We start from the raw sequence: 15,024 nt of genomic DNA on the forward strand, positions 1-15,024 counted from the left end.
GAGCCATCGCCGGCCGACCCACCACACGGGCGAGCCGCCCCGGCGCACGCCCCGACGCACACCCTGGCGCGCGGCCGCGCGGGCACGCGCCCCGGCCGCACCGGTCGCCCGTCAGGCGCCCGACGCCGCGCGCCAGAGGCCGGGTGTCAGACGCCGGGTGCCAGCCCGGCCGCCCGGCGCGCGGGCTTCCGCGTGTCCGTCCCGCCGGCGCCCGCCGCCACGTACGCGGCGCCGACACGCGCTCGCGGACGTTGCCTTGGCGCTAATTGGTCTGTACCTAAGCAGCGAGAGACAGCACGCTTCTTGACCAAGGCATGACACCTGGCGTCACGTGACGCCACCCGAGTCCCAGGCACGTATCCCAGCCCCAGGTACGAAAGGTGCCCATCATGTCCCCACACCGCTCGGAGCACCCCCACCGCACCGGCCCCGGCATCGGACGCCGTTCGTTCGTCGGGTCGCTCGGCGCCGGCGTGTTGGGCGCCGCCGCGCTCGGCGGGGCGTCCGCCGCGCGAGCTCTGCCGGCACCCGCCGCCGGCGGACGCCCCGCCCAGTCGCGGTACGCGTTCCTCGGCACGTACGGCAGCGGGATCATCACCTGCGCGTACGACACCGCGACCGGCGCGCTGACCCGGAAGAGCGCGTTCACCGCGGTGACCGACCCGTCCTTCCTCGCCCTGGCCCCTTCCGGCAGGGTGCTCTACGCGCTGGACAGCGCGGGGCGCGAGGGGGCCGTGCGCGCGTTCGCCATCGGCGCGGGCGGCCGGTTGCGGGCGCTGGGTCGGGCACAGTCCACCGGCGGCGCCGGCGTCACCCACCTCGCGGTCCACCCCAACGGGCGCTACCTGCTCAGCGCCAACTACGGCGCCGGCAGCGTGGCCGTGCACACCCTGAGCGGCGACGGCAGCGTGGGCGCTCGTACCTCTCTCGTCCAGCACGTCGGCTCCGGCCCCGACCCCGAGCGCCAGGAGGGGCCGCACGCGCACCAGATCCTCACCGACCCCAAGGGCGCCCACGTCTTCGCCGTCGACCTCGGCACGGACAAGGTGTACACCTACCAACTCCAGCCGAACGGCACGCTGCGCCCGGTGTCCGAGGCCAAGTCGGTGCCCGGCGCCGGCCCCCGCCACATGGTCTTCCACCCCACGGCCCCGTACGCGTACGTGGCCAACGAGCTGAACAGCACCATCACCGTCTGCTCCTACGACCCGACCACCGGCGTCCTCACCAACGGCGACAGCCAACCCACCCTCCCGGACGGCACCGACCCGGGCACCCGCAACTACCCCTCCGAGGTGACGATCTCGGCCGACGGCCGCTTCGTCTACCTCTCCAACCGTGGCCACGAGAGCATCGCGCGGTTCGCCGTCACCGGCGGCGGCGCCGGCCTGCGGCTGCTCGACACCGTGCCGTGCGGGGGCTCCTGGCCCCGTCACATCAGCCTCTCCCCGGCGGGCAACCTGCTGTTCTCGGGCAACCAGTACGGCAAGACGATCGGCACGTTCACCGTCGACAAGGAGACCGGCGCCCTCACCCGCTCCGGCCCCCCGTTCGCCACCGTCTCCCTCGGCTGCGTCCTGCCGACCTGACCGCGCCGCGCGCCTGGTCGCCTGCGGCGGGAAGCCGGGGCGTCAGGCTTGGTGCCACCTGAAAGCGCCCCGCGGCCGGACAAGCCGCGGGGCGCTTGGGTGTTGGGCCTCACCACGTGTCCAGGCTGGCCGCCACGGCCACGATCAGGCTGTGGCCAGGCTGGCCGCCACCGCCCCGACACGGCCTGGCCACGGTCGGGCCGTGGGCAGGCCGTGTCGGGGCTGGGTGAGGCGCGCTGGCGCTAGCTGATGTTGACGTCCACGCAGGCGTAGAAGGCGTTGGCGGTGTCGGCGATGTTCCATATCGCCAGCACCTTCTGCTTGCCGGAGATGTTGCCGAAGTTGACCTGGTGGGTCACCGTCGAGCCGGGCTGCGCTCCGCCGTCGTTGAACTCGGCCACCTTGGTGCTGCCCACGTAGTACTGCCAGGTGCTGGTGGCGTGGCGGGCGGTCAGGCGCCAGTTGAAGCTGGTGGTGCGGCTGACGGGGGTGACCTTCCAGCCCCTGCTGTTGTCGTCCAGCTCCGAGAAGCGGCCGTTGCCACCGCTGCAGCTCCGCAGCCCCTTGGGGCCTTCCACGCTCTGCGGCTCGTACTTGATGGGCCCGCAGGCGACGGTGCCGGCCGCGCACTGGGCCTGCCGGCTGGGGGGAGAGGAGATGTAGCCGTGGGCGCTGGCCGTGCCGGAGGGCAGGCAGACCGCCAGCAGTGGCGCGATGGCCGCGCCGAGGGTGACGGCCAGCTTCTTCTTACCGTGCATGTCGGCTCCTTCGGTGGGGGGCCCGCCGTGGGCGGGCGATGGTCGCGGGAGGCACGGGCGCGGCAGGTCAGGGGCGACCGGGTGGGGGTGCGCGGCTCATCACCGGCCGGGGTGGCGGCCCACGCCTCCTACTTGGTCTAGACCGTACTGCTTGTCGGGACACGGTCAAGAGGGTAGGTCGACGCGAACTTCTCCCCGTCGTCGCGGCGGGGCCGGCGCGGGGCGTGGAGCCGGCGCCGCGGTGCGGGTGGCGGCCGCGTGGGGCGGTGTGCGCCGCGCACGCGCCCGCGGTCGCGTGGGTACGGAGACGGCCGGCAGGCGAGTGCCTGCCGGCCGTCCGTGGGCGGTGTGAGGTGCGTCAGGGGTGTCCGGTCAGCAGGCGCCGAGGTCCTGCCAGACGCCCCACTCGCCGGTGGTGCCGGGCTCCTCGCCCACCGTCCACCACTTGGCCTTCCAGGTGTGGCCCTGGTGCGAGACCTGCTGGCCGCCGGTGTAGACCGTCTCGGCCGACCAGGGGCTCGCCGAGCACTCACTGCCGTTGTCGCCGACGACGGTCAGGGTGTACGAGGCCGAGTGGTTCACGTCGGCGCCCGCGCCGTTGACGTTGATCGTGTACGTGCCCGACTTCACCTCGGGGGCCGCGGTGAAGGTGAGGGTGGAGGAGCCGCCCGCCGTCACGGAGCGCGGGCTGAGCGAGGCGGCGACGCCCTTCGGCGCGCCGCTGACGGTCAGGTCGATCTTCTGCGCGTCACCGGCCGTCACGGCCGTCCGCACGGTGGTGGTCGCGGTGCCGCCCGCGGTCACCGAGCCGGACGCCGGCGTCGTCGTCACCGAGAAGTCACTGGTCGGGGGCTTGGTGTCGCTGGTGAACGGCGCGAAGATGCGGCTGAAGTCCCAGGTGTTCTGCTCGATGCCCGAGCAGTCGTTGCGGGCCCCGCCGCCGGGGCAGCCGCCGTTGTCCCGCTGGAGCGCCCACATCGACAGCGTGTTGATGCCCTTGCCGACCGCCCAGTTGTAGACCTGCCTGGCGTTGGCCAGGGTGAACGTCTCGGCCGGGCCGAAGTCGTCGACGCCCGGCATCTCGGTGACGCCGATCATGCCCCACAACTGCGCGTCGGTCTTGTTCGGGTAGAGGCGGGCGAGCTGGTCGCGCAACCCCTGGGCCGCGGTCTCGGTGTCCTTGGCCATGTCGTGGGGTTGGTTGTCGTAGTAGTCGAACGTCATGATGTTCGCGACGTCGACCTTCGTGCCGTTGCTCACCGCGTTCCGCAGTAGCGCGAGGCCGCTTTCGGCCAGCCCGCGCGTGGTGGTCGGCAGCGTGTACGAGACCTCGAGCGTGCGGCCGTTCTGCGCGGCCCAGTCCTGGACCTTCTTGATGGCCTTGTTGCGCCGGTCGACGCTGGCGGTGTTGTCCAGCGCGTTGACCTCGATGTCCATGTCGAGCCGCGAGATGTCGTAGGTGGTGATCACCTTCTGGTACGCGGCGGCGATCTTGTCGACGTCGGTGCAGCTCTCGGCGATCTCGGTGCCGGTGGTGCCGGCCGTGTAACCGCCGAACGAGGGGATGACGTCGCCGCCCCTCGCCTGGATCGTCTTGATGTCCTCGCCGAAGGTCGCTTGGGAGATCGGCGTGCTCGTGCTGCCGTTCCAGTACGGCGTGCAGGAGCCCTTGGCCTCGGTCTGGATGAAGGCCATCGTCAGGTACTTCACGCCGGCTTCCTTGGCCATGGCGGCCGGGCTCTCCCCGGTCCATGCCTCGAAGTAGGGAGCGAAGACGCGGGGCGGCAGTGGGGTCGCAGCCTCGGCGGTGCCGCCGCCGATCACGGTCATCCCCGCTGCGACCACAGCGGTGACGGTCGCGGCGAGGGCCGCGCGGAGGGAGCGCTTACGTCTCATGTTTGTCCAAGCTGAGTGAGAAGGGGCCGCTAGGAATCCCGGTGCGCAGCGGTTGGGGATTATGGAATATCCCTGGCGATATGGGCATGTCAATGGTCTGAACCAAGGTAGGACTAGACCAATTCATGCCCTTATTCCGCCCACCACCCCCACACCCCCGGCGCCACCCCACCGTCACCGACGCGCCGTCGAGGTCCCCCAGGGGCCCGCACCGGCCGTATTGCGGGGTCAACGAGCCCCACGCACGCCCTTGGCCCAACTACCCGCGCGCGGTGGCGCAGTGGCCCGTGAGACCCGCGGGACGAGTGAACCACCGAGCCGATCTTTCGCTCGCCGCCCCGCCACTGAGGCCCCGTCACACGCGGCGCGCGGCCCCGTCGGCATGCGAGGGCCGGCCACCGATCCAGCCTGACGCAGCGCACCGCGTCCGGCCGAAGCGCCACCCCACCGCGCCCCGACCGGCCGCCCACGCCCCACACCGCCCCCGGCGCGCCCCACCGCGGCCGGTCGGCGGCCCCGGACAACCCCGACAGCCCCCGCCCGGGGCCCCGGGCCGCGCGCCGGTAGGCTCGCCTGCCAACGCGAGCTGAGGGGGCGGGCCATGCACGGGTTACAGCCAGCGGACCCACCACGCGTGGGGCAGTACGTCGCACTCGCCAGACTGGACGCGGCGCGCCCCCCGCGCGTGCCGCCGGAACGCCGCTACCTGGCGCGCACCGCCGACGGCGCGCGTACCGTTCTCGTCAGCCTGCCCGCGCGGGGTGCCGACCCGGCCCGCTGGGCGGCCGAGGCGCGGTGGGCCAACCAACTGAGCCAGCCCGGATTCTGGCCGGTGGCCGAACTCGGCGGCACCGCCGCGTTTCCCTGGCACGCCTCCCCGTACCAACCCGTCCTCCCGCTCACCGAGGCCCTGACCGCGCACGGCGGCCCGCTGCCCGAGGGCGCGGTGCGTGCCATCGGCGCCGCGCTGGCCGAGACGCTGGCCTCCGCGCACGTACTGGGCGTCACCCACGCCGGCGTGTGCCCCGCCGCGGTCTGGCTCACCGCCTACGGCCCGCTGCTGGCCGGCTTCGGGACGGTACGCGCCGCCGCGCCCGACGGCACGCGGCGCGCCGGCCGGCCCGGCGTCGATCAGGAGTCCCTGGCACCGGAGCACCTGGCCGGCGGCCCGGTCGACCCGCGCGGCGACGTGTACGCGCTCGGCGCGGTCCTGGCCTACGCGGCCACCGGCCACGCCGTACCCGAACGGAGCGAGATCCCCGCCGGGTTACGCGCGCTCGTCTCGGCCTGCCTGTCGCGCGTCCCGGACGGCCGGCCCGAACCAGCTCACATTCTGGCCGAGTTGGCGCCCGGAGCCGCGTACGGAACCCTGGCCGCCGCGACGGAGCCGGTTCCGCTGCCGGGTCGCGTCGTCGCGGCCCTGGCCGCACAGTCCGCGCACGTGCTCGCCGCCGAACTCCCCGCCCACCCCGCGGAGGTGCGGTAGAAGCATGCTGTCGGCCCTGTTACCCGACGACCCGTACACCCTCGGCCCCTACCGGCTGCTGGCCCGGCTGGGTGGCGGCGGCATGGGCACGGTCTACCTGGCCCGCACGGCGGGCGGGCGCACCGTCGCCGTCAAGACGCTGCACGACCGCCTGGCCGCCCAACCGGCACTGCGCGCCCGCTTCCGGCTGGAGACGGACGTGGCGCGCGTGATCGGCGGGCGGTACGGCGCGGCGGTACACGACGCCGACCCTTCCGCGCCGCGACCCTGGCTGGCCACGGAGTACGTGATCGGACCGCCGTTGGACGTCGCCGTACAGGCTGGCGGGGCGCTGCCGGCGCCGGCGGTGCGCGTGGTGGGCGCCGCCCTGGCCGAGGGGCTGGCGCGGTTGCACCGCTCGGAGGCGGTGCACCGCGACCTCAAACCGTCCAACATCCTGCTCACCGCCTCCGGGCCGAAGATCATCGATTTCGGCATCGCCCAGGCGATCGGCGCAGACCAGGCCACACAGGCCGGCGACGCCGTCGGCACACCCGCGTTCATGTCGCCGGAGCAGGCCGCCGGCCTCGAACACGGAGCGGCCGGCGACGTCTTCGCGCTCGCCGGTGTCCTCGTCTTCGCGGCCACCGGGCACGGCCCGTTCGGCGCCGGCGGACCCGCCGAACTCCTCTTCCGCGTCCGCTACGCCGAACCCGACCTCGGCGGCGTCGACCCCGACCTGGCCCCGGTGCTCGCCCGGTGTCTGGCCAAGGACCCGGCCAGCAGGCCCACCCTCGACGAGCTGGCCACCGAACTCGGCACCGACCAGGCCCCACCGCAGTGGGTGGACGCGCTGCCGGACGCCGTGCTCCGGGAGATCGCCCGGCGCGGCGCCGAGGTGTGGCGCACTCCGCCGGACCGGCAGCCACCCCCACCACCCGCCGCACCCGCGCCCGCCGGGCCCGCCGCGGCCACGGCAGCCCCCGGCCTCACGCGCCGCCGGCTGATCGCGCTGACCGGCGGCGGAGCGCTCGCCGGCGCCGGCCTGACCGGCGGCGGGGTGTGGGCCTGGCTGGCCAACCGGGACACGACGCGGAACGACGTCAGGAAGCCCGCCAGACCCACGGCCGCGCCGGCCAAGCCCCCCACCCGGCTGTGGACCTTCCCCATCCGCTGCCCGGAGGAGTACGGGGACGTCCTGCCGACCAAGCAGGGGCTCGCGGTGCCCGCGGGCATCGTGCTGACCGGCGTCAACGCCGAGAGCGGCGAGGGTACCTGGCAGGCCAACATGGGCGACGGCTGGCGCTGGGCCAGCGACGGCACCAGGGTCCACGCGCTGCGCGAACACGACGAGGGCCGCTCCCTCGCGCTCGGCGAGATCGACCCCACCAGCGGACGGCTCGGCGAGCTGCGGGTGGACACGACCGACTTCGCCGGCGACGAGGCCCGCAACCAACTCCTGTGCGTCGCCGGTGGCCGCGCCTACCTGGTCGCCCGCACCACGTCGGGCAACCGCTGGTACCTGCTCGCCGTCGCACTGCGTACCGGGCGCGAGCACTGGCGCCGCCCCGTGGACGAGCCGGCCGACCAGTACGGACCACCCTTCGTCGGCGGCTCGGTCACCGGCGGGAACCTGTTCCTGTGGCGCAAGGACTCCTACACCGAATCCGTCGAGGTGGCGGTGCACGCCACGGGCGACGGCAGGCAGCGGTGGTCGGAGACGGAGGACTACAGCAGCGTGCCGCCCAGCCGCGTCGTCCGCGACGAGCGGCATGTCTACCTGTGCGACGAGGCGGTGATGGCACGCGACCTGGCCGACGGCACCCTCGGGTGGCTCTTCGGCGAGAACGGCAGCCGCGACGTCGGTGACAGCGCGGGCGAGGAGCGCGTGTACGGGGCCCCCGCCCTCCGCGACGGCGTCCTGTACTGCGCCCAGGGCGACCGCGGCGTCGTCGCCGTCGACGCCCTCACCGGCAGCCTCAACTGGCTGGAGAAGGATCTCAAGGGACGGCGCCTGAACCGTGACGTGCCGCCGGTGATCGGCCGGAAGTACCTCTACAGCCTCGACGACCAAGGGCTGCGCGCGGTGGACCTCACCACCCGGCGCGCCGTGTGGACGTACGAGACCGACGCGACCGTGTTGACCCCCGACTACGCGCGCGAGCGCCTGTACGTCCGCGAACCGCGCGAGACCTTCGCCCTGCCCCTGGCCTGAGCCCCCGCCCGCCCACCACCGGCCACCAACCCACCGGTCACCGCACGCCCCCGCCCCGCGCCGATACGCCACGCCCCCCACCGTCGAAGGAGCGCACCGCGTGAAACCCCTCGGCCCCGGAGACCCGCTCCGCCTCGGCCCCTACCGCGTCGTGGGTGTCCTCGGCGAGGGCGGCATGGGCAAGGTGTACCTGGGGCGGGACGCACAGGGGCGACCCGCGGCCGTCAAGGTACTCCTGCCCGAACTCACGCGGGACGAGAACCTCGCCCAGCGCTTCGTCCGAGAGGCCCGGACCGCCCGCACGGTCGCCAGCGAGGGCGTCGCCCGGGTGCTCGGCGCCGAACTGGAGGCGGGCCGGCCGTGGATCGCCTCCGAGTTCCTGGCCGGCCCCACCCTGGACGACGCGGTGCGCCGGTACGGGCCGTTCGGCGACGCCCTCCTGCGCGAGGTCGCGCGCTCCCTGGCCCGCACCCTGCACGACATCCACACCTCGGGCCTGGTCCACCGCGACCTCAAGCCGTCCAACGTCGTGCTGACCTCGCGCGGGCCGTGCGTCATCGACTTCGGCATCGCCCGCCCCGAGCACGGCCTCACGCTCACCCGGACCGGCCAGGTGCCCGTCACCCCCGGGTACGGCGCGCCCGAACAGGTGCTGGGCCGACGGGTCGGGCCGGCCGCCGACCTGTTCTCGCTCGGCACGGTCCTCGCCTTCGCCGCGGCGGGCCAGCCGGCCTACCGGGGCGCCGAGGTGGCGGCGGTGCTCTACGAGGTCGTGCACGGCCAACCCCGCCTGGAACGCGTACCGGGCCCGCTGCGCGAACTGCTCGAACCGTGCCTGGCCAAGGACCCGGCCGCCCGGCCCCACCCGCTCCAGGTCGCCGACGCCGCCTCGCCGCCGGCGGGCAGCGAACGCCTCTGGCTCGTAGGGCCGTTGGCCGACGAGATCCGCCATCGGGAGGCCGCGGCCCGACGCCTGGTCCAGGACGAGAACGCCGCCGGACCGCCACCCGGTCACGCACCGACACCCACCCCCACCGGAGCCACCCCCCGCCCCACCCGCCGGCGCCTGCTGTCCACCCTGGCCGGCGGCGGCGCCCTGCTCGCGGCCGGCGCGGCCGGCGCCGCCTGGTGGCTGACCGGTGACGCCGACGAGGGCCCGCCCGACCCGTTCGACATCCCCCCGGCCGCGACGGTGCGGCCCGCCACGCTCGGCTCCGACAACGGCACGCCGCGCGCCCTGTGGGGCTCACTCGCGAGCGTCGCCGACAGCGGCTCGCCCCGCCCCCTGCCCGTACGGGACGTGGTGGTGTTCGCCGCCGCCGGTGGCGGGATAGCCGCCCACCGGGTCACGGACGGCAAGCCCCGGTGGCGGGCCGGCGACGTCCGCGCCGACGCCGGCTACCTGTCGATCGCCGACCGGCTGGTGGCCACCGCGGACGGGGACGGAGTGCTGCGCACCTACGTCGCCTCGACCGGCGCCGCCAGATGGACCACCGATGTCCAGGCGAGCACCCTGCTGGCCGCCGACGCAGACCACGTGTACGTGCTCACCTCCGAGGGGGCCGTACGGTGCGTGTCCACGGTCGACGCGCGGGTGCGGTGGACCCGGCGCCCGCCCCTCGCGCTGACGGGCGGCCGGCCGGCGGCGGCCCTCGGGGCGGGCCTGCTGGTGACCTGCGCGGCCACCGGCGACGTGGCCGCCATGCGTGCCCGCGACGGCGCCAAGGCATGGGTCCGCACCGGTCAGGCCGCGGCGGCGCTGCCCCCGGCCATCGACGGCGGCACGGTCTTCCTCGGCGGCCACACCCTCACGGCGGTCCGCGCCACCGATGGCGAAGCCCTGTGGAGCCACGACCCGCTGCACCCCGTACGGGGCGCCGCCTACGGCTTCGGGCCACCCACCGTCGCGAGCGGGGTGGTCTTCTCGCTGGACAGCGAGGCGCTGCGCTCCCTCCGGCCGAACGGCGAGGAGGCGCACCCGCCCGCCTTCGTCACCGGCGCCGCCCCACCCTGGCAGCCCCCGGTGGTCCAGGCGGGCAGCGTGTGGGTGGCGGAGAGCCGTGAAACCGGCGTGAGCGGCCTGCCCCGGACCAGCCCCAGGGTGGCCCAGACCTACCCGCTCACCGGCAGACAGGGCCGCACCCTGGCCGGAGACGCCAACAGACTGTTCGTCCTCAACGGGGGCTCACTGCTCGCCCTGCCGGTCTTCTGACCCCCACCCGACCGCGGCCCCCACCCGGACCGTTTCGGTACGCCACCTCGCCTACGGCACGCGGCACGTCACGGCACGGCACGGCACGTCACGGCACGCCGAGGGTCGGTTCACAGCCGGTGTCGGGGCGCGGTCCACTCGTGGGGCCAGCGCATCCACATCCCCGGCTCGTCGGAACGCCCGCTGGGCGGCGACCAGATGAGCGTCTCGCGGGGCAGCAGGATGCCCCGCTCGCCCCAGCCGGCGAGGACGGGCCCCGAAGCGCGGCCCGGAAGGCCGCCCACCGGGTAGGGCGCCTGGCCGAGCGCTTCGAGGCGGGCCAGGGCGTCGTGGAGGTCCCGGGTCGCGCGCTCCACCTCGGCCCGGCGGTCGCCCGTCACGAGCGCGCCCACTGCCGCGCGGGGATAAGCGCCCATACCTCGCGGCTGACCCGCCCGCGCCGGGTGCCCCACCGCCGGGAGAGCGCGTCCACGATCAACAACCCACGGCCGGACTCCGCGAGGTCCGCCACGTCCACATCGCTGTCCTCAACCGGCCGGCGGGCCCGCGGAACGGTGTCCCCGGCAGGCCCCCACACCCCCAGCCGCAAGCCGTCCGGGGTGAGCCGGACGTGACACCACACCATGCGCAGCCGACCCCGATACCGGCCGTGCTCCACCGCGTTCGTGACCAACTCGCTGACCAGCAGGGCCGCGTGCTCGATGGTGTGCTCGTCCAACCCCCACCGCTCCAGGGCCGTGCGTACCTGTCTGCGGGCGATGGCCGGCCCCTCCGGCTCGGCGGGTATCCAGCGGCGACACGCACAGGCCGGCTGTCTGCCGCGCCGTGTCGAGGGTTCCTCTGGAAAGCGATAGCTCATACGCTCAACCATGCGCGCAGTTTGCACACTTGGCAATATGTGCCTATCAGAATCGGGCACGGCCCACCGCCCCGCGCGCAGGGGTCGTGAGCAACCGAGACGGGGAGGACAACGTGCCGCAGCGGCCACGATCCAGCCCCACGCTGGAGCACCGCGTGGTGGCCAAACGGCTGCGCAGAGTACGAGAGGAGGTCGGCCGCAGCGTGGCGCAGGCCGCCGAGGCCGCCGGCGTCGCCCACACCACGGTCTGGCGCCTGGAGGAGGCCAGGACCTCCATCGACCTCGGGCTGGTCGAACAACTTCTCACCCTGTACGGCCTGCCCCCGGCCGAGCGGGAGCGCCTGGTGGACCAGGCCGCCGCGGCGGCCAGGCCCGGCTGGTGGCACCAGCGCTACCGTCCCGTGATGCCGAGGGACTACCAGGAGTGGATCGCGCTGGAGAGCGCCGCGTCCCTGGTCCGCGTCTGGCACCCCGCCCTCGTACCCGACCTGCTCCAGACCCCCGAGTACACCGCGGCGCTCTACCGAGCCCGCCACCCGCGCCACACGCCCGAGCAACTCGACCTCGCCGTGGAACTCGTCGCCGAGCGCCAACAGCGCCTGTGGCAGCGCCAGGCCCGACTCTGGGCCGTGGTCTCGGTCACCGCCCTGCACACCGTCATCGGCTCGCCCGAGGTGATGCGCGCCCAACACCAAGCCCTGGAACGGCTGATGGCACGCCCGCGCGTCACCTTCCAGGTGCTACCGCTGAGCGCCGGCTGGCACCCGCTGACCGGCGCGCCCCCGGTGCGCCTACTCCGCCTGGACGTGGACGAGATCGGTGACCAGATCCTGCTCGACCTCCCCGGCGCCACCACCATCATCGAGGCCCCCGAGCAGGTCGCCACCTGGCGCCAGCGGCTGGACGCCGCCTCCGCCGCGGCCGGCTTTCGCCGCGGCGCGACGCTCGCCGACCTCATCGCCCCAACGACCCCCTGAAGGAGCCCTACCGATGACCAACCACGCCACCCCCCGCAGGCCGACCGCACCCGCCCACCGGCGTGGACCCCACCGTCCCCCACCCCGCCCGGTTCTGGAACTACATGCTGGGGGGCAAGTACTGGTACCCGGCGGACCGACAGGCCGCCGAAGCGGTCATCGCGCAACTCCCCGAGGTGAGCGAACTGGCCCTGTCCGGACGCGAGTTCCTGTGGCGCACCGTACGGTGGGCGGCCCGCGAGGCCGGCGTCAGGCAGTTCCTCGACCTGGGAGCCGGCCTGCCCGCCGAACCGAACGTCCACCAGATAGCCCAACGCCACCGTCCCGACGCCCGTGTCGTCTACGTCGACAACGACCTGATGGTCAGCATGTACCAGCAGGCGTACCTCGACAGCACCCCGGAGGGGCGCACCGACTGCTTCATCGCCGACATGCGCGATACGGCCGACGTGTTACGGATGGCGGCCGAGACCCTCGATTTCAGCCAACCCGTCGCACTGATCTTCTCCGACAGCCTGGGCCTGATCCCCGACCACGGCGAGGTCTACACGCTGGTCCGCGAGTTCGTGAAGAACGTCGCGCCCGGCAGCCACCTCATCATCAGCCACTCCGCACCCACATCGGACGCGGTCGTCGCCTCCGAGGAGCAGTACAACGACCAACCGGGCGTCATCCCCTTCACCCTGCGCAGCCGCGAACAGATCGCCCAGTTCTTCGACGGCCTGGAGATGGTCGACCCCGGCCTGGTCCTGATGCCCGACTGGCGCCCCGACAGCGACACCCTGCCCGCCCGCGCCGGCATCGGTTACGGCGCGGTCGCCCGTATTCCCTGAGCGGCCGGCCCGCGACCCGACCCACCCCGGGGCGGCGCACACGCGCGACGACACCCAGGACGCGTGCCCGGTGGGCCGGGCCAGCGCAGACGCCACACGGCGGTGGGGCCCGGGGCCGACCATCGGCCCCGGGCCCTACCGCCGGCCGCGAGTCCGCGCGGAACCGATTCCGCTGCCGCCCACCACCCGAAGCCGACGGGTTCTCGGACGCCAGCGCACCTCGCTGCCACCCACGCCGTGGCACACCCCGGACGTACCGGCTGTGCCACGGCCCGCCAGGCGGGCGTCAGGAGGCTGCCGCGGCCTCCGGCTGCGACTCGGACGCGGCCTCGGCGTCCTTGGCGGCGGCGTCATCGGACGCGGTGGCGCCCGGAGCGGCGGAGTAGAAGACCGACCGCCCCTGCGTGGTGCGCTGCGCCTGGTTCTTGGAGACCAGGTGCTCCAGGCTCTCGCGCACACCCGCCCGGCTCCACTCCTGGTCAGTGTGGCGCTCCTGCAGGGCGTTGGTCACCTCGGTGGCCGAGCGCGGCTCACCGTGCTCGGCCAGGTACTCGACGATGGTCTGCCCGCGCTGACCCCGCGCCGGAGCGGCGACCTTCGCGGCGGCGGACTTCTTCCGCCCCTTGCCCCGCCCGGTCGTGCCCTGTCGCGCCGCGCGCCCACCAGCGCGTCGGGACGAAGACGCCGATGACCGCCGCGCGCCCGGCACGGCCACCGTCGCGGCCGTCGCCGGCTCGTCGGGCACAGCCGACTCCGTCGCCCCGACCGGCCGGGTGGCGGGCGCGGGCGCGGGCGCCAGGCTGGCGCCGTCCGACGACCCGATGTAGGTGAGCAGCAGGGCCTTCGACGTCTCCAACTGCTCCAGCCGATGCTGAAGACCGGCAAGCTGACTGACCAGCTCCGCGCGCTCCTCGTCCATGTGGCGCAGTACGGACTCCACCGACGCGGACGGGTCCAGGGGGACAGGGGGAGCACTCTTCCGACTCTGGGCTGACACACGCTCTCCTGTTGGTTGGGGGATGTTGGCCCTGGATGCTACTCATGAAACCCCACCGCGCGCCTCCACCCGTATCCCGTACTCCCCAGGCAACGCTGCCGACTTGAACACTCAAGCGATGCCCAACCAGTCCAGCGCTACCCCCTGCCACCTGCGCGTTACCGCTCACCACCGGGGTACGGCAGCGGCCAACCAGACACGAGACAACTGTGTCGCGCCCGCCGGGCCGATCGCCAGGCGTCACCAGTTCGGGTGTTTCCCACGCCCCCCGGCACGTAGGCGACAAGCAGGTCCACCACCCCACGCCGCCCGCCCCGACCCCCAACTCCCGGGAACGCACCGGCCCGCCCGACCCACCCCACACCCCACCCCACGTCACCTCGCGAAAATCGCCTACCGCGCAGGCCGAAAAGAACAGACACTGAGGAACATGGCAGACATGGAGTCGTTCCGGGAGACAGTCAGCGCATGGGCGGCCGGTGGCTCCGGCGACACCGCGCGCGACCTGACCGAGGCCCTGTCCGTCCGGACGGTCGTCCTCGTCGAGGGACCGAGCGACGTCGCGGCCGTGAGCGCGCTCGCGGCCAGGCACGACCGCAACCTGGAGGCCGAGGGTGTCTGCGTGCTGTCAATGGGTGGCGCGATGAGCGTCGCACGCTTCACCAGCCTCCTCGGGCCCCCCGGCCTCGACCTACGTCTGACCGGCCTGTGCGACGTGGGGGAGCGCCGCTTCTACGCCCGTGGCTGGGAGCGGGCCGGCGCGACGGAGCAGGGGTTCTTCGTCTGCGCGGCCGACCTGGAGGACGAACTCATCCGCGCGTTGGGCGTGACACGGGTGACCGACCTCGTCCAGGCGCAGGGCGACCAGCGCGCCCTCCAGACCTTCCTGCGCCAGCCCGCACAGCGGGGTCGCACGCCACAGCAGCAGCTCCGACGCTTCCTCGGCACGAAGAAGGGCCGCAAGATCCATTACGGCCGCGTCCTCGTCGAGGCCCTCGACCTCGCCCGCGTACCCGCTCCGCTCGACGACCTGCTCGCCAGCCTCTGAGCCCCGGCCCCCGCGCAGGCACGGACGCGGCCGCAGCCCCGCCGGTACGGAGAACAAGTCCAAGAAGACGGACTGGCGTTGGCCGGGAAAGCTGAAGAAGGTCACCAACGGCAGGGCCAACGGCCAGTGCTGACCTGACCGCTGGACACGCGGGGCCGGACACGACCACCCTCCG

12 protein-coding genes are annotated in these 15,024 nt (G+C 73.9%); 7 read left to right on the forward strand and 5 right to left on the reverse strand.

Features of this window, described 5'->3' with window-relative positions; translation table 11 throughout:
- Nucleotides 1-389: 389 nt before the first annotated feature.
- On the forward strand, nucleotides 390-1,589 hold the full coding sequence (locus OYE22_RS33170) for a lactonase family protein (RefSeq protein WP_277323900.1): 1,200 nt from the start codon (nucleotides 390-392) through the stop codon (nucleotides 1,587-1,589).
- A gap of 242 nt (nucleotides 1,590-1,831) precedes the next feature.
- Here the strand turns inward: OYE22_RS33170 and OYE22_RS33175 are convergent, their stop codons facing one another.
- Together OYE22_RS33175 and OYE22_RS33180 are read right to left on the reverse strand one after the other, a co-directional pair.
- Complete coding sequence (locus tag OYE22_RS33175) at nucleotides 1,832-2,347, reverse strand: lytic polysaccharide monooxygenase auxiliary activity family 9 protein (RefSeq protein ID WP_277323901.1); 516 nt, start codon at nucleotides 2,345-2,347, stop codon at nucleotides 1,832-1,834.
- 372 nt (nucleotides 2,348-2,719) lie between these two features.
- On the reverse strand, nucleotides 2,720-4,243 hold the full coding sequence (locus tag OYE22_RS33180) for a glycosyl hydrolase family 18 protein (protein WP_277323902.1): 1,524 nt from the start codon (nucleotides 4,241-4,243) through the stop codon (nucleotides 2,720-2,722).
- A gap of 634 nt (nucleotides 4,244-4,877) precedes the next feature.
- On the opposite strand from OYE22_RS33180, the gene OYE22_RS33185 reads away from it, so the two are divergent.
- The 3 genes from OYE22_RS33185 (at nucleotide 4,878) to OYE22_RS33195 (ending at nucleotide 10,135) form a co-directional block, all read left to right on the forward strand.
- Nucleotides 4,878-5,729: a serine/threonine protein kinase gene (locus OYE22_RS33185; protein WP_277323903.1), complete on the forward strand. Its 852-nt coding sequence runs from the start codon at nucleotides 4,878-4,880 to the stop codon at nucleotides 5,727-5,729.
- Between the two features lie 4 nt (nucleotides 5,730-5,733).
- Nucleotides 5,734-7,923, forward strand: coding sequence for a serine/threonine-protein kinase (locus OYE22_RS33190; RefSeq protein WP_277323904.1), 2,190 nt, complete (start codon nucleotides 5,734-5,736; stop codon nucleotides 7,921-7,923).
- A gap of 100 nt (nucleotides 7,924-8,023) precedes the next feature.
- On the forward strand, nucleotides 8,024-10,135 hold the full coding sequence (locus OYE22_RS33195; RefSeq protein ID WP_277323905.1) for a serine/threonine-protein kinase: 2,112 nt from the start codon (nucleotides 8,024-8,026) through the stop codon (nucleotides 10,133-10,135).
- 110 nt (nucleotides 10,136-10,245) lie between these two features.
- Here the strand turns inward: OYE22_RS33195 and OYE22_RS33200 are convergent, their stop codons facing one another.
- Together OYE22_RS33200 and OYE22_RS33205 are read right to left on the reverse strand one after the other, a co-directional pair.
- Nucleotides 10,246-10,515, reverse strand: coding sequence for a hypothetical protein (locus OYE22_RS33200; RefSeq protein ID WP_277323906.1), 270 nt, complete (start codon nucleotides 10,513-10,515; stop codon nucleotides 10,246-10,248).
- The gene (locus OYE22_RS33205) at nucleotides 10,512-10,994 is read right to left on the reverse strand and encodes an ATP-binding protein (RefSeq protein WP_277323907.1); all 483 of its coding nucleotides are present in this window, start codon (nucleotides 10,992-10,994) and stop codon (nucleotides 10,512-10,514) included. The genes OYE22_RS33200 and OYE22_RS33205 overlap by 4 nt, the downstream gene beginning before the upstream one ends.
- Before the next feature lie 86 nt (nucleotides 10,995-11,080).
- Here OYE22_RS33205 and OYE22_RS33210 point away from each other — a divergent pair, with 86 nt between their 5' ends.
- Entirely contained in the window at nucleotides 11,081-11,971 is an 891-nt protein-coding gene (locus tag OYE22_RS33210; protein WP_277323908.1) for a helix-turn-helix transcriptional regulator, read from the forward strand.
- 62 nt (nucleotides 11,972-12,033) lie between these two features.
- On the forward strand, nucleotides 12,034-12,804 hold the full coding sequence (locus tag OYE22_RS33215; protein WP_277323909.1) for an SAM-dependent methyltransferase: 771 nt from the start codon (nucleotides 12,034-12,036) through the stop codon (nucleotides 12,802-12,804).
- 286 nt (nucleotides 12,805-13,090) lie between these two features.
- Here OYE22_RS33215 and OYE22_RS33220 read toward each other — a convergent pair whose 3' ends face one another.
- Nucleotides 13,091-13,801 (reverse strand): BlaI/MecI/CopY family transcriptional regulator, encoded by a 711-nt coding sequence (locus OYE22_RS33220; RefSeq protein ID WP_277323910.1) that lies wholly within the window; start codon nucleotides 13,799-13,801, stop codon nucleotides 13,091-13,093.
- Between the two features lie 430 nt (nucleotides 13,802-14,231).
- Between OYE22_RS33220 and OYE22_RS33225 the strand changes: the two genes are divergently transcribed.
- A complete protein-coding gene (locus OYE22_RS33225) occupies nucleotides 14,232-14,849 on the forward strand; it encodes an ATP-dependent endonuclease (RefSeq protein ID WP_277323911.1) in 618 nt (205 codons plus the stop codon).
- Nucleotides 14,850-15,024: the final 175 nt, after the last annotated feature.

Source organism: Streptomyces sp. 71268, assembly GCF_029392895.1.
In the GTDB taxonomy this organism is placed as follows: domain Bacteria; phylum Actinomycetota; class Actinomycetes; order Streptomycetales; family Streptomycetaceae; genus Streptomyces.

Coding starts and splice junctions, on each gene's coding strand:
- OYE22_RS33175 (WP_277323901.1), bottom strand. CDS start 2,347: ATGCACGGTAAGAAGAAGCTGGCCGTCACCCTCGGCGCGGCCATCGCG.
- OYE22_RS33170 (WP_277323900.1), top strand. CDS start 390: ATGTCCCCACACCGCTCGGAGCACCCCCACCGCACCGGCCCCGGCATC.
- OYE22_RS33225 (WP_277323911.1), top strand. CDS start 14,232: ATGGCAGACATGGAGTCGTTCCGGGAGACAGTCAGCGCATGGGCGGCC.
- OYE22_RS33190 (WP_277323904.1), top strand. CDS start 5,734: ATGCTGTCGGCCCTGTTACCCGACGACCCGTACACCCTCGGCCCCTAC.
- OYE22_RS33180 (WP_277323902.1), bottom strand. CDS start 4,243: ATGAGACGTAAGCGCTCCCTCCGCGCGGCCCTCGCCGCGACCGTCACC.
- OYE22_RS33205 (WP_277323907.1), bottom strand. CDS start 10,994: ATGAGCTATCGCTTTCCAGAGGAACCCTCGACACGGCGCGGCAGACAG.